Origin of the sequence: Shewanella cyperi (genome assembly GCF_017354985.1) — a bacterium.
GTDB lineage: Bacteria > Pseudomonadota > Gammaproteobacteria > Enterobacterales > Shewanellaceae > Shewanella > Shewanella cyperi.
In genome coordinates this window covers 3,648,837-3,670,948 of the sequence record NZ_CP071501.1, presented here as the reverse complement: position 1 = coordinate 3,670,948, position 22,112 = coordinate 3,648,837, and the positions used below count along the sequence as shown (strand labels likewise).

The following is a 22,112-nucleotide window of genomic DNA, read 5'->3' as shown; positions in this document are numbered from 1 at the left end:
TTATCCGTTGGTGTGGGGCGGTTTTTCCTGCCCTGCGGCCACGCTGTCGGCTTGGGATTCCGGCGTTTTCACCTGATAGGGACGGTTAACCGATTCGGCGGCCTGTTTCAGCTGGTCAATGGACTCCTGCAATTCCGGAGACAGGTTGTTCAGACCCCGGGCTTCGGCCTTTTTGAGGTCTGCATGCAACTGCTCGATTTTCAGTTCCTGTTCCAGCTCATCTTTGACCGAGTTGGCCATGCGTTTCATGGCCCTGATCCAGCCGGTCACAGTGCGCACAGCCACAGGCAAGCGCTCCGGGCCCAACACCACCAGACCTATGATGGCGATGAGCAACAGCTCCATAAAGCCGATACCGTCAAACATAAGGGATTACACCTGTTCTTTTTTCTCGGTTTCAGACTGCTTTTCAGTGGTCTGGGTCGATTTGGCGCTGCTGTCTTCCAGAGCCTTTTTGTCTTCGTCGGCCATGGCGTTTTTGAAGCCCTTGACCGCACCGCCGAGATCGCCGCCCAATGAGCGCAATTTCTTGGTGCCAAACAACAGGATGACGATTAAGGCTATGATGAGCAATTGCCAGATACTGATTCCACCCATGAAGGATTCCTCTCAATCAAATTAGTCAGTTCTATTATGAACTTCTGGTTATTTAGTGCTAGCTAAAATTTCCGATTCTTTGGCCTGGATCTCCATCCGATAAGCCACAACAACGCACCGGCTGCCAGACACCCCAGGGCGGGCACCAGTGTAACCTCTCGGTCAAACAATATTGTGCCGCAGATCAAGAAAACCGCAGAAGTGATAAGCAGGTAATTGCTTTTATGCGCTTTTTGCTGGTGTTTCAGGTAGCGGTCCAGCATTTGCTGTTGGCTGCCCAGCAGCTTGCGGCCCAGTCGCAGGTTGTCATACACCAACTCGGGGAGCTCGGGGAGTTTATCAGACCAGTAAGGCGCCGCGGATTGCAGTTTTTTGAACATTGCCTTGGGGCCCGTCTGCTGGGTCATCCACTTTTCCAGGAAGGGCTTGGCGGTTTGCCACAAATCCAGCTCGGGGTACAGCTGCCGCCCCAGGCCCTCGATATAGAGCAGGGTCTTCTCCAGCAGCACCAGCTGAGGTTGCACCACTATGTCGAAGCGCCGCGCGGTGCGGAACAGTTCCAGCAGCACATGACCAAAGGAAATCTCGTTAAGCGGCTTGTTGAACATGGGTTCGCACACCAGCTTTACCGCCTGCTCGAACGCCAGTATGTCGGTATCCGCCGACACCCAACCCGATTCGACGTACAGTTGGGCTATGCGGTGATAGTCGCGGTTGAAAAAGGCGAGGAAGTTTTCCGCCAGATAGCGTTTGTCCTCTTCGCTGAGGCTGCCCATGATGCCGCAGTCCAGGCCGATGTAAAAGGGATTGTCCGGGTGTTCGCGACTGACAAAGATATTGCCCGGATGCATGTCGGCGTGGAAGAAGTTGTCACGGAAAACCTGGGTGAAAAACAGCTCCACCCCCCGCTCGGCCAGCAGCTTGAAGTTGGTACCCTGGGCCTTGAGGGCGGCGATATCCGCCACCGGAATGCCGTCGATGCGCTCCATCACCATCAATCGCTGGTGGCACAGCTCTTCATACACCAGGGGAATGTACAGGGCGTCGGAGTTGAGGAAGTTATTCCGCAAGCGGACGGCATTCATGGCCTCCAGCTTGAGGTTGAGCTCGCCGAGTATGGTGTGCTCATAGTCCTGCACTACTTCCACCGGCCGCAGGCGATTGCCATGGCCGAGCAGGGCTTCTATACGGGCAGCCACCTGCAACATGAGCTGCCGATCGGCGGCGATTTGTTGCTCGACCCCGGGTCTGAGCACCTTGAGTACCACCTCGGCCCCGTTGGACTTGAGTCTGGCGGTATGCACCTGGGCAATGGACGCCGAGGCCAGGGGCACATCGTCGAAATCATCAAACAGGCTTTCAATGGGGGTGCCAAGTTCGCTTTCGATGGCGGCACGGGCCAGGGCCGAGTCAAAGGGCGGTACCCTGTCCTGCAGCATGGTCAGCTGCTCGGCCCAGTTGTCACTGAGCAGATCGCGCCGGGTCGACAGCATCTGGCCAAACTTGATATATACGGGGCCCAGTTGCTGCAACGCCAGCTTAAGACGCTCGCCACCGCATTTGTCCTTGTGACGGTTGCGGATCCAAAAGAGGCACAGACGTAACACCTTGAAATACCAAGGTGTCAGCTTGGGGGGTAAGAGTTCATCCAAACCATAATGCAGCAGGGTGCGGACAACCTGGTATCCGCGGCGGAGACTGGCGAGCGTCATAATGAAAAACGTTCCCTCAAATGCTGCAGGCGTTGGATCTGGGCCTCGGTATCCCGGGCCAGATCTTCAATGGCATCGCACTGGGCGATAAATTCAATTCGTTGCGGGGCGAGGCGATACTCTTCCGTGGCCAGTTGCGCCATATGGTCCAGGCTCTTGCCCGTGATGCGGCGCAATTGTTGACCCAGCTGGCCCAGACCGGATTGCAGTCTGTGGGTGGCACCATCACCAATCCAGCGCGACAGGGGTTCGCCGAAGTCAAAACGCTGCTCTGTCATCAGGCGGCTCAAGCCCTGCAAGGCATGCAGATCGCCATCGAGCTCCAGTTTGTCCTGCTTGATAAGGGCACTCAGATTTGCCCCCCGGCTCAGCTGGTACAGGCAGGCTAAATCGGCTTTGACCGCGACGCTGGGCTCGGCCTCATAACGGCTCAGCACCAGCACAGTCTGGTCGAAAATCAGGTACAGGGGGAAAGGTAACTCTTTGAGTTCAATGGCGATGACCTTGCCATTGAGGCCGTAGCTGCGCAGCTGGGCGCCGCTTTGTTTGAGCAGGCCATTGAAGGCCAGTTCAATCGCGCCGCAGGCCAGCAGCGCCAGCTCTCTTTGCAGCATCAGAACTTGTATCCCCGGTGCAGCGCCACTATGCCGTCGGTCATGTTGATGTAATCCACCTGCTCGAAGCCGGCATCCTGCATCATGGCCTTGAGGGTTTCCTGGTCGGGGTGCATGCGGATGGACTCGGCCAGGTACTCATAGCTGCCGGCGTCCTGGGTGATGATGTCACCCATCTTGGGCAGGATCTTGAAGCTGTACATGTCGTACACCTGACGCATCAGTTCATGCTGTGGCTTGGAAAACTCCAGTACCAGCAGTTTGCCGCCGGGCTTGAGCACCCTTTGCATGGAGCGCAGCGCTGCGTCCTTGTCGGTCACGTTACGCAGGCCAAAGGCGATGGTAATGATGTCGAAATGATTGTCGGGGAAGGGCAGGGCCTCGGCGTTGGCCTGGACATAATCCACATTGCCAACCACCCCCAGATCCCGCAGCTTGCTGCGGCCGACCTTGAGCATGGAATCATTGATATCGGCCAGGATCACCTGGCCCTTGTCGCCGACCAGCTTGGAAAATTTGGCGGTCAGATCGCCAGTGCCACCGGCCAGATCCAGCACCTTCATGCCCGGGCGGGCACCGGCGGTTTCAATGGTGAATCGCTTCCACAACCTGTGGATACCGAAGGACATTACGTCGTTCATTATGTCGTACTTGGCGGCCACAGAGTGGAATACGCCCGCGACCAGATCGGCCTTCTTGTCTGCTTCAACCGTCTTGAAACCAAAATGGGTAGTGTTTGCCGAGCCCTCAGACATCTGCTGTTTCCTGTCAATCTTTCAAATTAAATGCAAGTTTGCGCCATTGGCTGCCCAGGCTGAATACTCCTGGGGCGGCGTTGTGATCCCTGTCACGGACAGGCCGCTGACCCTGTGACAGAGGTACTGTCACAGTCCGGAATGATTGCGCATTAGACCACAAAACAGGCCGTTATTGAATAGCGGTCACACGGGACAGAAGCTGCGCCGCCCCTGGATGTAGGCATAGATCAGCTCGGTCAGGCTCTGGCCCACCTCTCGCATTCCGGCAGCCAGGCCGGCCTCGTGGCACACGGGGGCCGCTTCCGCCAGATGCAGATAAGCACAGGGGCTGTGGCCGGCGATATAGCTGACGTAGTGACAGGCATCCAGTAAAGGCACCCCGGCGGCGGTGCAGGCGCTTGACGGCATATTGCTGATGGCATCGAGATCCAGCTCCAGCGCCACAGGCAAGCTTGTGGCGCGCAAGTCCTTGGCGATTTGGCGCAGGGCCTCTTCCAGGGTGATTTCGCGGCGCACCCAGATGTCCTGCAGGCTGTGCCAACTGCCGCCGAAGGCGGTCAATTGTTCCAGGTTGGCTTCGCTGTTTTTGAGTTCATGCAGTCCCAGCACATGGTAGTGGTCCAGGGCGCCGCTGGCGGCGGCATAGCTGAAGCCGTTACCACTGTGGCGACCTTCCCTGGGCCTGAAGTCCGAGTGGGGGTCAAGATTGACCGCGGCCACAGGGCGACCATAGGCGGCCCGGGTTGCCATCAACATGCCGTAAGCATTGTTATGACCTCCGCCTATGACTATGGGCTCGATTTCCGCTTCCATCAGCACAGTGCACAGGGCTATAACCCTGTCGTCCACCTCAGCGACCCGATTGCGCAGGGTTTCTGTGTCCAGCTCGCCCTGGTGCAGGTCGCTGCAGTCGAGGGTGCCGAGCAGCAGGCAATCCTTGCCATCATAGAAGCGATTGGCCTGCAGATTGACGAACCACTTGAGGCAAGCTTCCAGGGCATTGGTGGAACCGCCGCGGCCCAAATTGGCCCTGGGGCCCAGGTCTTCGGCGATGCCCAGGATGGCGAAGCGGGCGCCGTCGGCCTTGGCCTGGGCCACAATCGCTTCAAGAGTATCGCCCTGGGGCAGCAAAAGGTTGTCACCCAGGCGGGATTCCCCGGGGCGTTTTCCAAGTAATTGTTTGAGCAGGTCCTGAGAGAAGGTGATCAGATGTCGCATAGTCTTGTGTCTGTCGAGTTCGGCCATATGCCAATTATTGTGATTATGTCTGTGCAAAAGGCAATAAAAACGCCGGCGGGGCCGGCGTTATATTGTTGAGCCTGACCCTTATTCTATATCAAGGGGCTCGGGTGACAGTATGATGCCTGTGTTGTCGGCATACACATGGTCGCCGGGGAGGAAGGTGACACCACCGAAATTCACCGGGATTTCCACTTCACCGACGCCGTTGCCATCGGCACCCACCGGGATGGACGCCAGGGCCTGGATACCAATGTCGAGATCCTCCAGGGCATCCACATCGCGCACACTGCCGTAAACTATGATGCCTTCCCAATTGTTGTTGACCGCAATCTCGGCGATGCTGGCATCGATCAATGCCCGTCGCAGCGAGCCGCCGCCATCAACCAGCAATACCTTGCCTTCACCGTCTTCGGCCAACACATCGGCAATAAGACCATTGTCCTCGAAGCACTTGATGGTGCTGATGGACCCGCCGAATGAGCTACAACCACCGTAATTACTGAACATGGGCTCAACCACATCCACGACGTCCAAATACATGTCGCATAATTCTGAGGTGTTGTATTCCATAGTGACACTCCTGTAGCGCCCGAAAATCAGGCTGTTAGGCTGGTATAAAACAAACTCTTGCCAGTATATAAGGGAATCTTCAAAAGAAAAGTGTTATCAATCACGCAATTGTCGCCCTCCCTGTCAGCCGTCCGTCGTAAAATTTCAACACGGGTGGCGCAAAAATCGCCAAAACATGATTCCTGTCATTATATAACGGTTTTTTATTACAACTCTGGGGGCCGATTTGCTAGCATAGCTGCTGATCCCCACTCCACAGTTATATCTGCTTTAGGGGCACGGACCCCCCATTAAGCTCAAGGAAGGCAGAGGGCCTTAAACGAGGTGCCTTATGGAAGCTCTGAATCTGATTGAAATTATAGGCTATGCCGCCTCAGTCATGGTGGCTATTTCGCTGATGATGAAAGATATCATCTGGCTGCGATGGCTTAACTTTGTCGGCTGTAGCCTGTTCGTGGTCTATGGCGTTGCCATCACCGCCTGGCCGGTGGCGGGCATGAATGCCTTTGTTGCCTGCATCAATATCTACCACCTGATCAAAATCTACCGCAACAAGCCCCAGGTTGCCGTCGCGGCCTGATCCCCGTTCAGCGAAAAGTGTCATAAAAACTTCGGGCAGGTGTCACCTGCCCGTCACAGCCCAGAGCCAGAATCCGGAGGAACCATAGGGTTTCAGCTGGGGTACTGCCTCTGTGAAAGACAAGATTGCCGAACTGGACAAACGTGGTTATCGCCTGATAGTCGACATTAGCCGGGAGCATGGCTTGGAGCCGCTGGCCCTGCGTATTTCGGCCTCGGGTGACGGACCTCTCTATCTGTACCTGTTTGTGGGCCTGCTGCTAACCCACAGTCAGGGCCAAAGCCTGTTCAACCTGGCCCTGGTGGCCTTTCTCATCGAGTTACCCCTGTACCTGCTGCTCAAACACAGCATCCGCCGCACCCGGCCCTGCCATCTGGCCATAGGCGGGCATTGCCGTTTCGAACCTTCGGATAAGTTCAGTCTGCCTTCGGGCCATACCGCTGCCGCTTTCGTGATGGCGGCCTCGGTGCAGCACATTTACCCGCAACTGGCGGCGCCGGCCTTCCTTTGGGCCCTGGCCGTGGGGTTGTCGCGCATTGCCCTCGGCGTGCATTTCCCACTGGATATCGGCGCCGGCGCCCTCTTGGGGCTGGGGTCTGTACTGCTGGCAAGTCATTACATCTAGCGCAAGCCCATTTAACCCGGGCCCGTCGATGTCAGGCCCACTAAATTCAGGATAAGCAATGAAAATACTCTACGGGGTTCAGGGCACAGGTAATGGTCATTTAAGCCGCGCCCGGGTGATGGCCAAGGCGTTGGCCAACAGCGATATCGAAGTGGATTTCCTGTTCAGCGGCCGTAAACGGGAGCAGTTCTTCGATATGCAGGCCTTTGGTGATTTTCAGGTCAAACAGGGGCTCACCTTTGTGACCCATGCCGGCAGCATCAGCGTGCCCAGGACCCTTAAGCACAATCTGCCCCCCAGGTTCTGGGGAGAAATCCGCGAGCTGGATCTCTCGGGTTACGATCTGGTGCTCAACGATTTTGAGCCCGTCAGCGCCTGGGCGGCGAGGCGGCAGAAGGTGCCGTCCATAGGGATCAGTCACCAGGCTGCGCTGCGTTTTCCGGTTCCCAAGGTGGGCAATACCTGGTGGAACGAAATGCTGCTCAACTACTTCGCCCCCGCCGACGTGGCTTTGGGATGCCATTGGCATCACTTCGGTTTTCCGATCCTGCCGCCCTTTGTCGATGTGGACCGGGTCCAGGCCGAGCACAGCCATGACATCCTGGTGTACCTGCCCTTTGAAGCGCCCGCGGACATAGTGGCGCTGCTGGCACCTTTCGATGGCTACCGTTTTCTGGTGTATCACGCCGCAGCACCGGCACAGACGCCGCCGGAACACATAGTCTGGCATGGCTTTAACCGCGAGGGATTCAGGGCGGACATGGCCCAATGTGGCGGCGTAATAGGCAATGCCGGGTTCGAGCTGGCCAGCGAAGCCCTGACCCTCGGCAAAAAGCTGCTGGTGAAACCGCTGATTGGCCAGTTTGAACAGTTGTCCAATGTGGCTGCGCTGCAACTCCTGGGGGCAGCCCACAGCATGATGCACCTCAGTCAGGATGCACTGCGCCACTGGCTCAAGGCGCCCCAGCCCAGACCCGTGGCCTATCCCGGAGTGGGTGATGCGCTGGTGGAATGGCTCAAGGGTGGCAATTGGCATGACAGCCGCAGCCTTTGCGATGGGCTGTGGGCTCAGGTGGACTTACCGGAAACCTGGCGCTGATGGGCGTTTTACTGGGTTTCTAGCAGGCGCTCGACAAAATGAATGTCCGGCATCTGCTGCGCCAGCTCAGGGCTTACCAACAAGCGCCGCTGCAAAGTGATGTTGTTGTGAATGCCTTTGATGTCCAGCTCCGCCAGCGCCTGTTGCAGTCGGCGTAATGCCTGGGGACGGTCCTCGCCCCAGGCGATAAGTTTGCCCACCAGGGAGTCGTATTGGCAGGGGATTTCATAACCGGGATACAGGTGTGAATCCCAGCGGATGCCGGGGCCGCCGGGAAGGCGAAGTCCGGTCACAGTGCCTGTGCCCGGCAATTGCCGCAGCGGATCTTCGGCATTGATGCGACACTCTATGGCATGGCCGCTGGGCTTCAGCACCGAGCGCGGTGGCAGCGGTTCGCCGCGGGCGAGCTTGAGTTGCCAGGCCAGCAAATCGATTCCGGTTACCATCTCGGTGACAGTGTGCTCCACCTGGATGCGGGTATTCACTTCGATAAAAAAGAACCGCCCGTCCTGGTACAGAAATTCGAAGGTTGCCACGCCGCAATAGCCGAGCTCCACGCAGGCCTGTTCGCACAGTGCCGAAATACGGGCGCTTTCTGCGGCATCCAGCCCCGGTGCCGGAGCCTCTTCGATCAGCTTTTGATGGCGCCGCTGGGCCGAGCAGTCGCGGCTGCCCAGGCACAGTGCGGCCTTGCCATCGCACAGCAATTGAAATTCGATGTGGCGGGGTGTGGTCAGGTAGCGTTCCAGGTACAGGCTGTCGTTGCCGAAACTGGCCTTGGCCTCGGCACGGGTGAGTGCCAGCGCCTGCTCCAGCTCGGTCGGCCCGGATACGACTTTCATGCCGCGGCCACCTCCACCGGCACTGGCCTTGATGATCAGCGGATAACCCAGTTTCTGCGCCAGGTGCTTTGCCTGTTCCATTGAGGTGATAGCACCGTCCGAGCCGGGGATCAGTGGCAAACCCAGCCCGGCCATGGTCTGGCGGGCGCTGAGTTTGTCGCCGAGCCGTGCCATCACGGCCGCATCCGGGCCAATAAAGGTCAGGCCCGAACGGCACACGGCCTCGGCAAATGCGGGACTCTCGGCCAGGAAGCCATAGCCCGGGTGCACCGCATCTGCACCACCAAGGCGGGCGGCGGTCAGCAGGGCGGGGATATTGAGGTAGCTGTCTTTGGCGGCCGGGGGGCCGATACAAAGGGCACTATCGGCAAGTTGTACGTGCAGGCTGTGGCGATCGGCGCTGGAAAAAACCGCCAGGGTTTCCAACCCCAACTGGCGGCAGGCGCGGATGATGCGAACCGCGATTTCACCACGGTTGGCCACCAGTACCCGCCGGAATTGGGCCATGGCGCTATTCCCGCAAGGGCTCCAGGATAAACAGGGGCTGATCGAATTCCACAGTGGCGCCATTGTCCACCAGGATGGCGCTGACTATGCCATCACAGTCGGCGGCAATCTGGTTCAGCATCTTCATGGCTTCAATCACGGCCAGGGTATCGCCACGGCTCACCTGGGTGCCCAGCTCCACAAAGGGTTTGGCCTCCGGGCTGGGGCCCCGGTAAAAGGTGCCGACCATGGGGGACAGTACCCGCTGCCGTCCGTCGCTCGGTTGGGGCGTCTTGGGAGCCGGTTGCTGTGCTGCCGGAATAGCAGCGGTGCCTTGGTTGCCCTGGCGCACTATGCGCACCGAAGTTTCACCCTCTTTAACCTCCAGCTCCTGAATGCCCGCTTCGGTGACCATCTCGATGAGTTTTTTGATCTTGCGGATATCCATGGTGTCAGTTCCCCGCCTTGATGCGGGCGACGGCCGCCTGTAGGGCCAGTGAATAACCCTGGGGCCCAAGGCCCAAAATCACTCCCACCGCCTTATCGGAAAAATAGGAGTGGTGCCTGAAGGGCTCGCGGGCATGAATATTGGACAGGTGCACTTCAATAAAGGGGATACCGACACCCAGAAGGGCGTCCCGCAGCGCCACGCTGCTGTGGGTAAAGGCGGCGGGGTTGATAATGATCATATCGGCGTCGCTGGCATGGATAGCCTCAATCAACAGGTGCTCGGCATTGGCCTGGATATGCTGCAATTGCACACCGGCAGCCTTGGCCTCGACCTCCAGTCCGCTGACAATTTCCGCCAGGGTCAGGCTGCCATAGATCCCGGGTTCCCGTTTGCCAAGCAAATTAAGGTTGGGGCCGTTGATAAGCAGGATTTTGGGCTCGGGTGACGAAGGCATGGGATATCCTTTTGATTATGTTGCCGGCGACCGGGCGCCGAAGGACCCAATATCGCCAATGTTCAGGGTATTTTCAACCGCCAATACCGGAATTAGGCCGCCCGGGTCCACTCAATTTTCTCATCTTTACCCGAACGGCGCCGGCCCATCCAGGGATCATTGAATGCTGACATGGCCCACGGAATAAGGCGGGAATATGCTGGTGGCGCTGCCTTCGCGTATGGCAAAGGTCCCGCGACTGTTAACGCCCACACCCCATTTCACTTTGACAAAGGGGGCAAAGATCTTGCCCGACAGCTTATACAGGGCGAACACCGGGCCAAGATCGTCGTTATAGGTCAGGTGGTAGTAGAGTCCCAGGCCCTTGGCGTGATTGCTCACCTGTGAGGTCTTTGTGTCCACCGCCAATATCCGGCCGAACTGCACTGTTCCCAGCAGGCCGCCAAACAGTTGTTTTATCAGGGTGCTGTCGAGGCTCAGATCGTGGAAGTCCAGCAACTCGCCGTTGATACCGGACACATAGAGGCGGTTGTCTTCACCCGCTGCGGCATAAAAGGGCACAAAATTGTCCGGCAGTGTGATGCTTTGCCCCGGCTCCAGTCTGTCGTTGTTGATGCTTAAGAGCTGCAGCATTTCGGGAATCGCTTCGCTGGCTGTTGTGTCGTCGTCGCCAAACAGGTTGTGATACAAATCCTTGGCCTTGGTGCTGACGACCCTGAGATTGGCTCCTGCCAAGGCCCAAAAGCGGTTGGGATCCCGGGGATCCCGCTCAAGGTCCACCAACAGCGGCACTGTGGCATCTTTAAACAGCTGCAGTCGGCTAAGTTCCCTTGGCTGCTGTGGATTTTCGGTATCGAGCAGCAACACCTGGTTATTGATGGCCTCCAGCACAGCGGCGCGGCGGCCGTCTTGCAGGAACAGCACATCGAGATACATTTCATTGCCCCTGTCGCCTGGCAGCGACATGCGGCTGATGACCTTGGGGGCAAGCTCATCACTCACATCCAGTATGGCCAGATCCTTGGCACCCAGCAGTATCATCTGCTGACCATTACGGGCCACGGCCGTGGGCTGTGACTGTAACTCCAGCGGGATTTCCTTCAACAGGGCGGGCTGGCCCGGTGCTGTCAGGTCGATTATCTGCAGCAACACATGGTATTGCTTACCGGTGTCGTTGGCGGCGCGCTCTCTGCCGTCGATCCCGAACGCATACAGATAGGCATGGCTGGGAGAGATCTGGGTAAACATGGCCCGCTTCAGCTCCAGGGTCATATCATAGGCGGAATCCATTTCGATAAGGCCCTTGGCCTTGGGATCGGTGCGCATAAATTGCAGCCGATTGGCATCTGTGTCCGTCGCAATGATGTAATGGCGGCTAAAGAATTCCCACTGGGCCACGCCTTGGGCATTGCTGACACTTAAACGGTGCGCTTGGCCCGCTGCCAACTCCGCCGGCACCCTTATCAGCACGGCCTTACCCAGTTGCTGCAACTTGGGCATCACTTGGCCGTCTATCTGGATTTGTGCATCGGCCGGAATATTTCCTTCGATGGCCAGCAGCTCGCCCGGGTAAATCAGGCCATCGCTTGTGAGTTTGCTGAGTTTGGCTGTGGCTGTCGGTAATTGGCTGCCGATATCGCGCACCCTGACTATCTGGGGTTGCTGACTTTGGACTGCGGGCTTGACCTGACGCGGGGTTGAATTGCAGCCGGGCAGCAGTATTAACGCCAATGCCAGCAGGGGGGCGATTCGGTGCTTGAAATCTACGTCCATGTTATTAACCATTGATTTAAAAGGCTTGCCACATTAATTTAACGACCGAGTATAACCAGTTCCCTCGGGGAATGTAAGCAAAGCAGGCGGGGAGCATGAGGCTGTGAACGGAAATGTGCGGCGGTTAACTTTATTCGTCTGGCTGGTAATGCTGTCCTTGCCCGGCTGCGGCAGTCTGCCGGAAAACTCTGCCTATGTTGCGCCGCAGGTGCGCCCCGCTCAATGGGCCCAGCCTTTGGCTTCCCCGGTACTGCCCGAGGAAAGACTGGAAGGGCTCGACAATTGTTTTCGCATCGATGCCCGCCTTATTCGCTGCGCCCAGCCGTCCAGAGCGGATTTTGCCGTGCTGGCGGAGCAGGGGGTGAGCCGGGTGCTCAACCTGCGCCAGTACCATGATGACGGCCGGCTAACCCGGGATGCACGTCTCAGCCTGAAACGTATGCCCATGAATGCCGCCGAGGTGACACCGGCGCAGCTGCGCGAGGCGGTAGCCTATATCTCAGCCACCAATGAGCAGACGTTGGTGCATTGCTGGCATGGTTCGGATCGCACCGGCGCCGTGGTGGCGGCCTACCGGATCCTGGAGCAGGGCTGGTCCAAGGCCGACGCTATCACAGAGTTTATTCACGGCGGCTACGGCTTTCATCCCATCTATTGGAATCTGGTACTCAGTCTGGAACAGCTTTGACTTTTTGTTATGTGAGCTAAACCCCGACCTTGCCCCGCATCGCCTTGGTGGCACCGCGTTGCTTCTTGCTGTCGACCCGCTTTTTCTGGCTGGAGCGGCTGGCCTTGGTGGGAATACGTTTTTTCTGCACCACATTGACCGAACGCACCAGTTCGATAAATTGCGCCAGCGCGGTCTGGCGATTGGCCTCCTGACTGCGACTGTCCTGGCACTTGATAATGATCTTGCCGCTCTGGCTGATGCGGTGATCGCTTTTGGCCAGCAGGCGCTCCTTGTAAAAGTCGGGCAGGGATGAGACGCGGATATCGAAGATCAGCTGGGCACAGGTGGACACCTTGTTGACATTCTGGCCCCCGGCGCCGCTGGAGCGGATAAATTGCCACTCGATTTCCTGCTCCTGAATGACAACCCTTTGCGATATTGTGATCATGGACATGCTTTGCAGTTAATGGCTGACAAGGGATTTGCTATGATTGGCCGACCCGCCTAGCCATTGGCCGGCGTTTGTTTTCCCTCGGAGAGCCTCTATGTTATGCCAGATCCCGGATATTGCTAAGGGTGTTATCAGTCTTTTTGCCAGCGGTCGCCTGTCGGCCCAGGATTATCGCACCCGATTGCAGCCCGCCATTAAGAGTTACCGGGAAAACTGGGGCCAGGTGTGTCTCTATATCGAGGCCGATGTGTTGCTGGAAGGTTGGGAGCAATTGTCGCTTTCCGGCCCCGGTGAGGTACAATTACCGCCGTTCGATGCCCTGGTGTTTGTCGGTGGTCCGGATTGGGTCGGCAATGCCGTGCGTTTGCTGGGCCCGTTCGTCAGCGGTGAAGTCGCCTGGTTTCCGCTGGAGCAAAAGCCCAGGGCAGTGGAATGGATTATCAAGCGCTCGGCCGTGCGTGGCTGAGGCAATGCAAAAGAATTGAAGAGGAAGCACAATGCTGAGTAAAACTTATTTCAAGCTGCTGGCCGCCGTGGCCATGGTGGCAGCCCTGGGCGCCTGTACCCCTGAAGTGGGCAGCGAAGCCTGGTGCAAGATGATGAAAGAAAAGCCAAAAGGTGACTGGACCGCCAACGAGGCGTCCGATTACGCCAAGCACTGCGTGTTCAAGTAATCCGACGCAGGAATAGCAAAAAGGCACCCCAGGGTGCCTTTTGTTTTTGATTGAAGATTAACGCTTTAAACAGCGGAGAACGCGAGCGCTTTTGGGTTATGCCCTACGAATGGTTTTCCGATGATTTAACTTGTTATAAGCCATCTCGCGCATTTAAGCTACTACCGTTTACTAACACCGAAAGCCAATCCTCGTCACTTTTAATAGTGTAAGAGCTTTCTAAAATTTCTGTTTCTTGATTTAGTTTTATTACATAGGGTACAGCCCGCTTTTCGTTACCGAACCATTTTTGTTGTAAAGCCGTTGTGCCTTCTTTAACTAGCCAAACATCACCTGAGTAGTTAGCGCGACGGATCATGTTTTTGACACCATCTATATCTTTGTCCAAGGCTACTGCGAGTAGATTAATTTTAAATTGGCTTTTGTTATTAAGTGTTTGCAGTTGCTTTAGCGTTTTAAAGCAGGGCGCACACCAAGATGCAAAAAAATAAATGACGGTTTCGCTATTTTCTAATTCGTTAAATGACTTGGAGTTTCCATATAAGTCTTGAAGTGCAACGCTTTGAATGGTTTTCCCTTTAATGTCATCGAAGTTTTTTGCGAAGAAACCTAATTGCCATGCGCCGAATATTGCAACGAAAATTGCTGTTGCGAGTGATAAATAAATCCATTTTTTCATGCTAAACCCCGGGTCTGGATGGCTCATAACGTTTTAAGGAGGGGCTGGCGGAGTAAACTTGAGCAACTGGTTATGCGTTGCCAGGTGCAAAATACTGCCTAAGTTTTGCGTTGGAGAGAACATACCAAGCCCATAATGCTATCAATAGACAGCCAATAACTGCGCCTGTTAGGGTGTGAAAGCACAGAAAGGCGATCAGAGAAGCCCAATATAAAAATGCTCCGCAAAGACCAACTTTCTTTCGGTTAACAGTGGCAATACAAATGGATACCATGATGCTGCTGAAGATCATGAACGCTGGCGCCAATCCGGTAGACCAAAACTCTGAGTAGTTTAATTCTCGCCCATTCAATGAGTATGTTGCATTCGGCCAGGGCCAAAATAAAAACAACAAAATAGCTGTGTAAGTTAAGGAATTAAGCCGATGTTAAAACAAAAACAAAAGAGGCATTCCATGAACGTCACTGAACATTTTTATTAAATTTTTGATTATCATGCCTGTTGACTCTTCATGGCGCCACGCGCCAGTTCCACAGAGCTAGCCTTGGCTGGCGAAGTAACCTTGAACAACTTGTATGGTTCATTCCGTGTGTTTTTGGGTAAATTGAGGCCCACCCTCAACGGCCATTGAGGGCCTTCATGCAGCAGCTCGATTTAGCGCAGGCTCCTCTTGCGAGAGACCGGTAACAAGTGTGCAGCGTTGCATGACTCTTTAGCGACAACTCGAACAGTCATCGGGGCCTCGAGCCCGTATAGCAAGGCAGAGTCAGCTTATTATGAATAACACGGAAATCCAATCTGAAATCACGGTCGGAGTGGACGTCAGCAAGTCCAAACTCGACATCATGCTTTACCCGTTGAATCTGCATTTCACCGTTGCCAATGAAGCAGCAGAGATCCAAAAGGTTATTGTATTACTGCAATCCCACCGCATCAGTCGCATTGTCACTGAAGCCACAGGCCGCTATGAACACGCCTTTGTGTTTGCCTGTGATAAAGCCGGATTGCCGGTCGTGGTGGTCAATCCAATTCAGGTCAGACGCTTTGCTCAGGCGATAGGAGTCCTCGCCAAAACCGATAAGCTGGATGCCGGCGTCCTGGCGCAGTTTGGCGCCACGCTCAAGCCAGAAATTAAGCCCATTCCAGATGAACAATCCAGGTTGGTCAAAGACTTACTCGTCAGACGCACCCAATTACTGGAGATGTCCACCATGGAGAAAAATCGCCTGCAAATCCTGCCAAAGCCACTACACGCTTCTATCAAAGCCATGCTCAAAAGCCTTGAAAAGCAGATAGACACACTCACCAAGCAGTTGGATACCCTGGTCATGCAATTCAAAGGCTGGCGTGAAAAAGCCGACATACTGACCAGCGTTCCCGGGGTAGGCAAGGTATTGGCATACACCTTACTTAGCGACTTACCCGAGCTTGGCAAACTCAACCGCAAAGAAATCGCCGCGCTGGCAGGCGTTGCCCCCATGAGCCGCGAGAGCGGCAGTTACACAGGTAAACGCCGTATTCGCGGAGGTCGAGCCAGGGTGCGAACCGTGATGTTTATGGCCATGATGTCAGCCATCCAGTGCAATCCGGTTTTCAAATGCTACTATGAACATTTAAAGGCCCAGGGAAAACTGCCCAAGGTGGCATTGATAGCCTGCATGCGGAAGCTCTTGGTCACGCTCAACACCATGATGAAAAACGGGACTCGGTGGGGCGAAAAATCACCTGAATTGGCGTAATAAATATTGACGGAATGCCACAGTCACTTGTTAAGCATTTATTCCCACTCCAGTTTCCATCGAATGAAAGTGGCTAAAGGTGATTAATATCCCTACGCCTATTGCTGCCCATGCCAGCAGACCAACCACAATAACCAAGATGCCGTCTGGGCTAATTGACTTTGAGAACGGTCTACAAATCAAATACCCCAGACCTTTAATTAATACTTCTAGGACTATTTCTATCAGGAAGTGGCCTAGAATCCTAAACACACCGCCAAGTAATTCTCCCGCAATTTCACCAATAGGCACTGACGCTCCTTGTATGCTTAGACATAATGATTCCCTGTGCAGGTGTCGGCCTCCGTGTTTTCTCGTGGGTTAGTTAAACCAGAGCCACACTGTTTGTTGATCCAATAGGCAAACAATTACAGGAGGCCGACATGTCTAAAGCTAACACACTTTTTATCGGTTTGGACGTGCACAAGGAGACCACTGACGTGGCCTGGGTTTCTGATAAGCCGGCTGACACAGTGCACTACCATGGCACAGTTCCAACCAACCTGCGTTCACTTAATAAACTCTTTAAAAACCAAACAGCCAAAGCCAGCAAGCTGTGCGTCATTTATGAAGCCGGTCCCTGCGGTTTCTGGCTCTATCGTCATCTGTTGCGCCGTGGCATTGAATGCTGGGTGGTAGCGCCGGCGCTCATCCCCAAGGCCCCGGGAGACAGAGTTAAAACCGATAAACGCGATGCCATGACCTTGGCCAGACTGGCCCGCAGTGGTGACTTGAAGTCTATCTATGTTCCGGACGAACGGGACGAGGCCATCCGCGACCTTATCCGCTGCCGGGAGGATGCCATGCTCGACTTGCGTCAGGCGCGGCAACGGCTGAAATCCTTCCTGCTGCGTCATGGCCACCCCTGCAGCGGTCGCCAACACTGGACCGAAGCCTATCGGCGTCATCTGGCGGATATCAGCTTCCCGGAAAGTGCCAGCAAAATTACCTTCCAGCATTACATCCACACCGTGACCGAGCGCTATGAGCGCTTGCAGCGGCTGGAGTTAGAACTGCAAAGCCTGGCTGAAAGCTGGCGCTGGTATCCGCTGGTGCAGCGCCTGACGGTGCTGCGGGGCGTGCGTTTTCTGTCCGCCATGACCTTGTTGGCCGAGCTGGGTGACCTGCGGCGCTTTGCCTCGCCGCGTTCCTTAATGAACTTTGTCGGCCTGACACCCAGTGAACGCTCCAGTGGCCAGCGGGAACGAAGGGGTGGTATCACCAAATGTGGCAATGGTCATGCCAGGCGCATCTTAATCGAATCGGCGTGGGCCTATCGATTTCCAGCCCGGGTCTCGCGGGAGCTGGAAAGTCGTCAGCAGGCGCATTCCATCAAGTTGCAAACCCGCTCCTGGGAAGTGCAGCAACGCCTGTGCCGACGGTTCCATGCCCTGAAGGCGCGGGGCAAAGAGTACAACAAGGTGGTCACTGCGGTGGCACGGGAGCTGACCGGTTACATCTGGGACCTGGCGCAGGGCTTTGACGCCGAGAAACCAATACAAGCGTTCTGAAGCTGATTTAAGCAATCACTCTGGCAGTACCGGGCTGCGGCAGCGGTGCGAGCAACCCTCGAGGGCGTTAAGCGGTCACATCCGCGCTCCTAGACTGAGGCAAGGCTCCTGCGGCGAACACAAGTAATGCGAATAACCAAACTCGCGGATATCAGCAAGGTCAACCGCCGACACTTACTTGCCCAAGCCCGACTGCCAGAGTGTCCTTACCGGAGCGTTTTTGGCCCTCCGGTAAGGACACTATTATCTATTTGACAAAGGAAATCATATCAACGCCGCCATAAGCCGCGCGAACTTGCGAGCGTCGGGCGACCGAAGGGAGCGTACTTAATGGCTTGGTTATGTTTCATGGCTAGGCGAGTGGCTCCAGATCTTTGGGGTATAACCGCCCATCCTCCCATTCCTTGTCTGTGACTTCGCCAGTGGCGTTTCTCGTATTCCACGCACGATTTAGATGTGCATAAATGTGCGCCACATCCACGGCGTAAGATTCCACGTCGATTTTTCCAGCGTTGGCCATTTCTGAAATAAGACTCCCAAGGTGCTCGTGAGCATCTTCAAGTTCACTCATCAATTGAGCCCACGCGATGGGGTGGTCCTCACTATTTATCATGATTCCTCAAAAACATAACAGCTGTATAGTGCGCATGCGCGGTTATCAAACCAATTATCTAAGTCGCAGTGAATTTAATTTGCTGATATTTAGTTAATTTTTGAAAATGTTGCGGCAATAGCGCACACAATTTTGTAGCCATTTTGGCTACCTTTCTCCCGAAACTCAGATATGACTGTATAAAACCACTTTACAAGCCTTGCTGCGCTTTTGGTATCTGACTAATAGGTATAGCTTTACGCCGTTCATCGCATCATTGCGCCATTAGGGAGATCAGCAGGCATGGCTACCGCACGGGTTGAAGTGATGTTCTTCATCCCTGAACTTTGTTTTATTTTTTTTGAATCAGCATCTTGGCAGAGGCTGCTACCGTTCGGCAAGCAAAAAATAATGCGCATTAAGTTCTTTGCCAAAAGTGGCAGGATTGCCAGAGTGGAACACCTTTAATCAAGCACTGCCGCACCAGTGACCGTCCGAGCCATGGATGGCGAGGGGAGGCTATAGGGACATATTCACGCCGTGTCACGGGTGTGGCAGTGCGAAAGCGCACCGCAGGTGATTTAGTACTTCCCGGGATTGAAGTTGCACAAAAGCACAAGATAGCCGCTGTGCCAGCGGCACAAAGTCGTGGGTCTCCAACCCACACCCGGGCAAGGGGCATTGCTTGTCCAATGCCCCTTGCAACCCCAAGGACACCCCACCGACGCTGACAACTCCTCGGCCTTATGCTGAAAATTGGCTAGCGCGCCAGACGCTCATCCCTGATTCGACTGGCGCTGCTTCGGCATCCATGCCTCGCCACGCCATTTTCAGTAACGTCCTCGGCAGCGTCGGAACGGGGTGAGTGCAACATTCCGACTTCTGAGTTGCTTTTAAATAAACTCAATGATTTTGCAGTGCTAAAGCGGAGCAGTCTGACATTGGCATTTCTCTTTCGAGTATATGTCGGATGCACCATGGCAGGAGCGGAACACGCATTCTGGCACTGGTGTTTCAGTGCCAGCCAACTGGAGAAAAACTGTGTTACTCCTTGAGTAACTCCAATCCTGGGGCCGTGCGGCTGACCTGCATTTCGATGACATCAAAGCGGGCTATGCCGTAACGGAAGAAGGGATCCTGCTGCAAAATGGCGTCGAGACTGTCCCTGTCCTTGGCCCGGGCCAGCAGGACCCCGCCGGTGCGGGGGATCTTGCGGCCCGAGAGCACAAAGGTGCCGTTGGCATAAAACTTATCGAGAAATTCCATGTGGGCCGCCAGGTGGGTGTCCACTTGATCCACAGGGACCAGATAACTCAGGGAAACGATAAACATAACTTACTCCTTAAGCTTGGGTGCTGACGCCGTTAGTCGTCCATTTCGCCGTCATAATAGTCCACCGCATCGCCGGCGCGGCTGATGTGTCTCAGGGTGCGGTTGCCCTGTTCGCCCGTCATGGCCAGTATTTTGTCCGAGTCGGGGTATTCGCAGATATCAAAGGGGTCGTTGGTGCTCAAACACAGATAGCGCAGGGTGTCGGTGCCCGTGTTGATCAGTTGGTGAGCGACATCCCGGCCACCGGGTGGGCAGGCGATGATATCCATGGGTTTGACCTGATATTCCTCGGCACCGAAGCGCAGCGTGCCAGTACCTGCGAGGATCAGAAACATTTCCTCATTGATCCTGTGATTGTGAAAGGGACATACCCGTTTGCCGGGCGGCACTTCGGACAGGCTGTACCCCAGGCGTTTGGCACCGATTTTTTCGCTGATGGGGTAGTAGGTGTCGGCGTACTTGCCCCGTTCGTCGTGGAAAGACTCGCTGAGTTCATTGAGATTGATAAGGGGTTTCATCGCTGGCTCCTCGCGGCAGGTTCCCCAACTTAGGTGCACGCCTTGGGGCTGTCAATCCTGCTTTCTGCCGAGATGATTATTTGGCACAGAAACGGATGAAACCCGGCACAGGTATTTGCGACGCATCTTTGATCTTCAGCCCGGAATTGGTTCGGACCCTTGGGCTAAAATGGTCCAATTTTTTGATCTTTAGGCAAACCTGATGACCCCTATTCGAAGCAGCCCACCGCTGGCGGCCGATCAGCTGACCTTGTTGCGGGGGTTGGGACTGGTATTGCAGTTACAGCTGACCTTTGTCGGTGCCGATGCCCTGGGGCTGACCTTGCAACAGGGCCCCTTGCTGTATGTGTTCGCTCTTGAGCTGGCGTATCTGGGGCTGACCATAGGCCTGCGGCAACAATTGCTGCGCAGCCACGCCAGCCTGTTTGCCGTGCTGCTGATGGACAGTGTGCTGTGGATAGCCTGGCTCTATTTCAGTGGTGGCGCGACCAACGCCTTTATTTCCCTGTTGCTGTTGCCCATCGCCATCGCCGCCGTGACCCTGCCGTCCTGGGCGCCCTGGAGTCTCGCTGGGCTGACTGTGCTGGCCTACAGCCTGATGTTGTTCCTGGCCTCGGGTGAGCCTCAGGGTCATCAGCATCACGGCCCGGCTCAAGGGACCTTGCTCAGCCCCCATTACCTGGGGATGTGGCTGAACTTTCTGATCTCTGCCTGGGTGCTGACCACCAGTGTTGCACTGATCGCCCGCCGTCTGCGCAGTCGCGATGCCGAGTTGGCGGCCATGCGTGAATCGCAGCTGCGCCAGGAACAGCTGTTGGCCCTGGGCACGGCATCGGCCCAGATGAGTCATCAGTTGGCCACGCCGCTCGCCAGTCTGCGGCTGTTGCTTGACGAGCTTAAGGACGGCGCCCCCTTGGCAGAGGTGGTGGCGGAAATGGACCGGGCTATGGGCCGTTGCGAAGCCAGCCTCAATGACCTGCGTCAGGCCACCGAGGCCATTCGCGAGCGGCGCAAACAAAGCATGACTGTGGCGCAGTTGCTCCACGGGCTCAGGCAACAGGTGCTGCTGCAAATGCCCGGGGTCAAGCTGCATCAGGACTGTGATGCCGTGCTGGCAAAGCGGCTGTTGCAGGTGGATGTCAGCCTGCTGCCGTCCTTGCTGGCCCTGGTGGATAACGGCGCCAAGGCGTCCCAGGCCGCAGGTCAGGACGCCGGGATTTGGCTGGAAGCCAGACTGGCGGGGCCGGACAGGCTGCAATTGGATGTGCGGGATAGGGGGGCCGGAATCGACCCAGAACGCTTGCACCAGTTGGGGGCCAAACCGGTGAAAAGCAAGGATGGTCTGGGGCTGGCCCTGCTGCTCAGCCACGCCAGCCTGGAGCGCCTGGGAGGCGAGTTGCACCTGGGCAACGCTCCCCAGGGTGGCGGCCTTGCCAGGGTGCATTTGCAATTGGAGTCCGAGGCATGAAGCTGCTGATCATTGAGGATGACAATGCCTTTGCCGGAGTGCTCGCCCGGCGCATGAGCCGCCAGGGCTTTGAATGCCACCATGCCGCCGAGCCTTCCGAGGCCCTGCTCAGTGCCAGACGTTGGTGTCCCAGCCATGTGCTGCTGGATATGAAGCTGGCCGAAAGCAATGGACTGTCGCTGATCACCCCGCTGCGGGCCAGCCTGCCCAAGGCCACCATAGTGCTGCTGACCGGCTTTGCCAGCATAGCCACAGCGGTAGAGGCGGTGAAGCTTGGCGCCGACAACTATTTGGCCAAACCCGCAGATACCCAAACCCTGCTGGCGGCCCTGTTGCCGCACACTGGTCATGCCCAAAAGCGGGCGCTGCCGGACGAGCAACCCATGAACCCAAGGCGCCTGGAGTGGGAACACCTGCAGCAGGTGCTCAGTGCCAACGAGGGCAATGTGTCGGCCACCGCCCGCCAGCTGGGGATGCACAGGCGTACCTTGCAACGCAAACTGGCGAAAAAGCCTCACTGAAACCAATGTCGCTAACTTGGCGGGAGCCTGGTTGCCGCCATTGAAATAAAAAAATCCCCCGGCAGGCCAGGCTGTCGGGGGCAGGTTCAAGGCAGTGGATATCACACCCTCAGCG

27 protein-coding genes are annotated in these 22,112 nt (G+C 56.0%); 10 read left to right on the top strand and 17 right to left on the bottom strand.

Going from position 1 to position 22,112, the window contains the following annotated elements:
- From tatB to rraA, 7 genes are all read right to left on the bottom strand, one after another.
- Positions 1–366 carry a Sec-independent protein translocase protein TatB gene (gene tatB, locus JYB84_RS16340; protein WP_228289648.1) on the bottom strand — a complete coding sequence of 122 codons (366 nt, stop codon included), beginning with the start codon at positions 364–366 and terminating at the stop codon, positions 1–3.
- Positions 367–372: 6 nt separating this feature from the next.
- A complete protein-coding gene (gene tatA, locus JYB84_RS16335) occupies positions 373–597 on the bottom strand; it encodes a Sec-independent protein translocase subunit TatA (protein WP_207321069.1) in 225 nt (74 codons plus the stop codon).
- A 62-nt stretch (positions 598–659) separates the two neighbouring features.
- Entirely contained in the window at positions 660–2,309 is a 1,650-nt protein-coding gene (gene ubiB / locus JYB84_RS16330) for a ubiquinone biosynthesis regulatory protein kinase UbiB (protein ID WP_207321068.1), read from the bottom strand.
- Positions 2,306–2,923, bottom strand: a complete 618-nt coding sequence (locus JYB84_RS16325) for a ubiquinone biosynthesis accessory factor UbiJ (RefSeq protein ID WP_228290819.1) — start codon at positions 2,921–2,923, stop codon at positions 2,306–2,308. The genes ubiB and JYB84_RS16325 overlap by 4 nt, the downstream gene beginning before the upstream one ends.
- Positions 2,923–3,678 (bottom strand): bifunctional demethylmenaquinone methyltransferase/2-methoxy-6-polyprenyl-1,4-benzoquinol methylase UbiE, encoded by a 756-nt coding sequence (gene ubiE, locus JYB84_RS16320; protein ID WP_207321067.1) that lies wholly within the window; start codon positions 3,676–3,678, stop codon positions 2,923–2,925. Before ubiE ends, JYB84_RS16325 begins: the two co-directional genes overlap by 1 nt.
- Positions 3,679–3,864: 186 nt before the next feature.
- Positions 3,865–4,899, bottom strand: a complete 1,035-nt coding sequence (locus JYB84_RS16315; RefSeq protein ID WP_207321066.1) for a formimidoylglutamase — start codon at positions 4,897–4,899, stop codon at positions 3,865–3,867.
- Positions 4,900–5,007: 108 nt separating this feature from the next.
- Positions 5,008–5,493 (bottom strand): ribonuclease E activity regulator RraA, encoded by a 486-nt coding sequence (gene rraA, locus JYB84_RS16310; protein WP_207321065.1) that lies wholly within the window; start codon positions 5,491–5,493, stop codon positions 5,008–5,010.
- A 331-nt stretch (positions 5,494–5,824) separates the two neighbouring features.
- On the opposite strand from rraA, the gene JYB84_RS16305 reads away from it, so the two are divergent.
- The 3 genes from JYB84_RS16305 to JYB84_RS16295 all read left to right on the top strand — a co-directional run bounded on the left by JYB84_RS16305 (position 5,825) and on the right by JYB84_RS16295 (position 7,797).
- A complete protein-coding gene (locus tag JYB84_RS16305) occupies positions 5,825–6,073 on the top strand; it encodes a YgjV family protein (protein WP_207321064.1) in 249 nt (82 codons plus the stop codon).
- A 112-nt stretch (positions 6,074–6,185) separates the two neighbouring features.
- Positions 6,186–6,698, top strand: coding sequence for a phosphatase PAP2 family protein (locus JYB84_RS16300; protein WP_207321063.1), 513 nt, complete (start codon positions 6,186–6,188; stop codon positions 6,696–6,698).
- A gap of 58 nt (positions 6,699–6,756) precedes the next feature.
- Positions 6,757–7,797 (top strand): MJ1255/VC2487 family glycosyltransferase, encoded by a 1,041-nt coding sequence (locus JYB84_RS16295; protein ID WP_207321062.1) that lies wholly within the window; start codon positions 6,757–6,759, stop codon positions 7,795–7,797.
- Between the two features lie 8 nt (positions 7,798–7,805).
- Here the strand turns inward: JYB84_RS16295 and JYB84_RS16290 are convergent, their stop codons facing one another.
- From JYB84_RS16290 to JYB84_RS16275, 4 genes are all read right to left on the bottom strand, one after another.
- On the bottom strand, positions 7,806–9,146 hold the full coding sequence (locus JYB84_RS16290) for an acetyl-CoA carboxylase biotin carboxylase subunit (protein ID WP_207321061.1): 1,341 nt from the start codon (positions 9,144–9,146) through the stop codon (positions 7,806–7,808).
- A gap of 4 nt (positions 9,147–9,150) precedes the next feature.
- Complete coding sequence (accB, locus tag JYB84_RS16285) at positions 9,151–9,573, bottom strand: acetyl-CoA carboxylase biotin carboxyl carrier protein (RefSeq protein WP_207321060.1); 423 nt, start codon at positions 9,571–9,573, stop codon at positions 9,151–9,153.
- Positions 9,574–9,577: 4 nt separating this feature from the next.
- Entirely contained in the window at positions 9,578–10,030 is a 453-nt protein-coding gene (gene aroQ, locus JYB84_RS16280; RefSeq protein WP_207321059.1) for a type II 3-dehydroquinate dehydratase, read from the bottom strand.
- Between the two features lie 156 nt (positions 10,031–10,186).
- Positions 10,187–11,803, bottom strand: a complete 1,617-nt coding sequence (locus JYB84_RS16275) for an LVIVD repeat-containing protein (RefSeq protein ID WP_207321058.1) — start codon at positions 11,801–11,803, stop codon at positions 10,187–10,189.
- A gap of 148 nt (positions 11,804–11,951) precedes the next feature.
- Between JYB84_RS16275 and JYB84_RS16270 the strand changes: the two genes are divergently transcribed.
- Positions 11,952–12,491 carry a phosphatase domain-containing putative toxin gene (locus JYB84_RS16270; RefSeq protein ID WP_207321057.1) on the top strand — a complete coding sequence of 180 codons (540 nt, stop codon included), beginning with the start codon at positions 11,952–11,954 and terminating at the stop codon, positions 12,489–12,491.
- Between the two features lie 16 nt (positions 12,492–12,507).
- On the opposite strand, the gene arfB is transcribed toward JYB84_RS16270, so the two are convergent.
- Positions 12,508–12,921 (bottom strand): alternative ribosome rescue aminoacyl-tRNA hydrolase ArfB, encoded by a 414-nt coding sequence (arfB, locus tag JYB84_RS16265; protein ID WP_407696004.1) that lies wholly within the window; start codon positions 12,919–12,921, stop codon positions 12,508–12,510.
- Positions 12,922–13,018: 97 nt separating this feature from the next.
- Here arfB and JYB84_RS16260 point away from each other — a divergent pair, with 97 nt between their 5' ends.
- Both JYB84_RS16260 and JYB84_RS16255 read left to right on the top strand, forming a co-directional pair.
- Entirely contained in the window at positions 13,019–13,390 is a 372-nt protein-coding gene (locus JYB84_RS16260) for a SpoIIAA family protein (RefSeq protein WP_207321056.1), read from the top strand.
- Between the two features lie 31 nt (positions 13,391–13,421).
- Positions 13,422–13,598: a DUF3012 domain-containing protein gene (locus tag JYB84_RS16255; RefSeq protein WP_207321055.1), complete on the top strand. Its 177-nt coding sequence runs from the start codon at positions 13,422–13,424 to the stop codon at positions 13,596–13,598.
- Between the two features lie 133 nt (positions 13,599–13,731).
- Here JYB84_RS16255 and JYB84_RS16250 read toward each other — a convergent pair whose 3' ends face one another.
- Entirely contained in the window at positions 13,732–14,277 is a 546-nt protein-coding gene (locus tag JYB84_RS16250; RefSeq protein WP_207321054.1) for a TlpA family protein disulfide reductase, read from the bottom strand.
- 776 nt (positions 14,278–15,053) lie between these two features.
- Here JYB84_RS16250 and JYB84_RS16245 point away from each other — a divergent pair.
- Positions 15,054–16,016 carry an IS110 family RNA-guided transposase gene (locus JYB84_RS16245; protein WP_207321053.1) on the top strand — a complete coding sequence of 321 codons (963 nt, stop codon included), beginning with the start codon at positions 15,054–15,056 and terminating at the stop codon, positions 16,014–16,016.
- 30 nt (positions 16,017–16,046) lie between these two features.
- Here the strand turns inward: JYB84_RS16245 and JYB84_RS16240 are convergent, their stop codons facing one another.
- Positions 16,047–16,307, bottom strand: a complete 261-nt coding sequence (locus tag JYB84_RS16240) for a hypothetical protein (protein WP_207321052.1) — start codon at positions 16,305–16,307, stop codon at positions 16,047–16,049.
- A gap of 131 nt (positions 16,308–16,438) precedes the next feature.
- On the opposite strand from JYB84_RS16240, the gene JYB84_RS16235 reads away from it, so the two are divergent.
- Positions 16,439–17,566 (top strand): IS110 family RNA-guided transposase, encoded by a 1,128-nt coding sequence (locus tag JYB84_RS16235; protein ID WP_207321051.1) that lies wholly within the window; start codon positions 16,439–16,441, stop codon positions 17,564–17,566.
- A 352-nt stretch (positions 17,567–17,918) separates the two neighbouring features.
- On the opposite strand, the gene JYB84_RS16230 is transcribed toward JYB84_RS16235, so the two are convergent.
- From JYB84_RS16230 to JYB84_RS16220, 3 genes are all read right to left on the bottom strand, one after another.
- A complete protein-coding gene (locus JYB84_RS16230; RefSeq protein ID WP_207321050.1) occupies positions 17,919–18,137 on the bottom strand; it encodes a hypothetical protein in 219 nt (72 codons plus the stop codon).
- 1,065 nt (positions 18,138–19,202) lie between these two features.
- Positions 19,203–19,490, bottom strand: coding sequence for a YciI family protein (locus JYB84_RS16225; RefSeq protein WP_207321049.1), 288 nt, complete (start codon positions 19,488–19,490; stop codon positions 19,203–19,205).
- 32 nt (positions 19,491–19,522) lie between these two features.
- Complete coding sequence (locus JYB84_RS16220; RefSeq protein WP_207321048.1) at positions 19,523–20,008, bottom strand: cupin domain-containing protein; 486 nt, start codon at positions 20,006–20,008, stop codon at positions 19,523–19,525.
- A 202-nt stretch (positions 20,009–20,210) separates the two neighbouring features.
- On the opposite strand from JYB84_RS16220, the gene JYB84_RS16215 reads away from it, so the two are divergent.
- Positions 20,211–21,476 (top strand): sensor histidine kinase, encoded by a 1,266-nt coding sequence (locus tag JYB84_RS16215; protein WP_207321047.1) that lies wholly within the window; start codon positions 20,211–20,213, stop codon positions 21,474–21,476.
- Positions 21,473–21,997 carry a response regulator transcription factor gene (locus tag JYB84_RS16210; RefSeq protein WP_207321046.1) on the top strand — a complete coding sequence of 175 codons (525 nt, stop codon included), beginning with the start codon at positions 21,473–21,475 and terminating at the stop codon, positions 21,995–21,997. The genes JYB84_RS16215 and JYB84_RS16210 overlap by 4 nt, the downstream gene beginning before the upstream one ends.
- The last annotated feature ends 115 nt before the right edge of the window (positions 21,998–22,112 follow it).

Coding starts and splice junctions, on each gene's coding strand:
- JYB84_RS16250 (WP_207321054.1), bottom strand. CDS start 14,277: ATGAAAAAATGGATTTATTTATCACTCGCAACAGCAATTTTCGTTGCA.
- JYB84_RS16305 (WP_207321064.1), top strand. CDS start 5,825: ATGGAAGCTCTGAATCTGATTGAAATTATAGGCTATGCCGCCTCAGTC.
- JYB84_RS16235 (WP_207321051.1), top strand. CDS start 16,439: ATGTCTAAAGCTAACACACTTTTTATCGGTTTGGACGTGCACAAGGAG.
- JYB84_RS16315 (WP_207321066.1), bottom strand. CDS start 4,899: ATGCGACATCTGATCACCTTCTCTCAGGACCTGCTCAAACAATTACTT.
- JYB84_RS16210 (WP_207321046.1), top strand. CDS start 21,473: ATGAAGCTGCTGATCATTGAGGATGACAATGCCTTTGCCGGAGTGCTC.
- JYB84_RS16290 (WP_207321061.1), bottom strand. CDS start 9,146: ATGGCCCAATTCCGGCGGGTACTGGTGGCCAACCGTGGTGAAATCGCG.
- aroQ (WP_207321059.1), bottom strand. CDS start 10,030: ATGCCTTCGTCACCCGAGCCCAAAATCCTGCTTATCAACGGCCCCAAC.
- JYB84_RS16245 (WP_207321053.1), top strand. CDS start 15,054: ATGAATAACACGGAAATCCAATCTGAAATCACGGTCGGAGTGGACGTC.
- JYB84_RS16325 (WP_228290819.1), bottom strand. CDS start 2,923: ATGCTGCAAAGAGAGCTGGCGCTGCTGGCCTGCGGCGCGATTGAACTG.
- JYB84_RS16225 (WP_207321049.1), bottom strand. CDS start 19,490: ATGTTTATCGTTTCCCTGAGTTATCTGGTCCCTGTGGATCAAGTGGAC.
- JYB84_RS16275 (WP_207321058.1), bottom strand. CDS start 11,803: ATGGACGTAGATTTCAAGCACCGAATCGCCCCCCTGCTGGCATTGGCG.
- accB (WP_207321060.1), bottom strand. CDS start 9,573: ATGGATATCCGCAAGATCAAAAAACTCATCGAGATGGTCACCGAAGCG.
- ubiB (WP_207321068.1), bottom strand. CDS start 2,309: ATGACGCTCGCCAGTCTCCGCCGCGGATACCAGGTTGTCCGCACCCTG.
- JYB84_RS16230 (WP_207321050.1), bottom strand. CDS start 18,137: ATGAGTGAACTTGAAGATGCTCACGAGCACCTTGGGAGTCTTATTTCA.
- ubiE (WP_207321067.1), bottom strand. CDS start 3,678: ATGTCTGAGGGCTCGGCAAACACTACCCATTTTGGTTTCAAGACGGTT.
- tatB (WP_228289648.1), bottom strand. CDS start 366: ATGTTTGACGGTATCGGCTTTATGGAGCTGTTGCTCATCGCCATCATA.
- JYB84_RS16255 (WP_207321055.1), top strand. CDS start 13,422: ATGCTGAGTAAAACTTATTTCAAGCTGCTGGCCGCCGTGGCCATGGTG.
- JYB84_RS16270 (WP_207321057.1), top strand. CDS start 11,952: ATGCTGTCCTTGCCCGGCTGCGGCAGTCTGCCGGAAAACTCTGCCTAT.
- JYB84_RS16295 (WP_207321062.1), top strand. CDS start 6,757: ATGAAAATACTCTACGGGGTTCAGGGCACAGGTAATGGTCATTTAAGC.
- JYB84_RS16260 (WP_207321056.1), top strand. CDS start 13,019: ATGTTATGCCAGATCCCGGATATTGCTAAGGGTGTTATCAGTCTTTTT.
- JYB84_RS16215 (WP_207321047.1), top strand. CDS start 20,211: ATGACCCCTATTCGAAGCAGCCCACCGCTGGCGGCCGATCAGCTGACC.
- arfB (WP_407696004.1), bottom strand. CDS start 12,921: ATGATCACAATATCGCAAAGGGTTGTCATTCAGGAGCAGGAAATCGAG.
- JYB84_RS16220 (WP_207321048.1), bottom strand. CDS start 20,008: ATGAAACCCCTTATCAATCTCAATGAACTCAGCGAGTCTTTCCACGAC.
- tatA (WP_207321069.1), bottom strand. CDS start 597: ATGGGTGGAATCAGTATCTGGCAATTGCTCATCATAGCCTTAATCGTC.
- rraA (WP_207321065.1), bottom strand. CDS start 5,493: ATGGAATACAACACCTCAGAATTATGCGACATGTATTTGGACGTCGTG.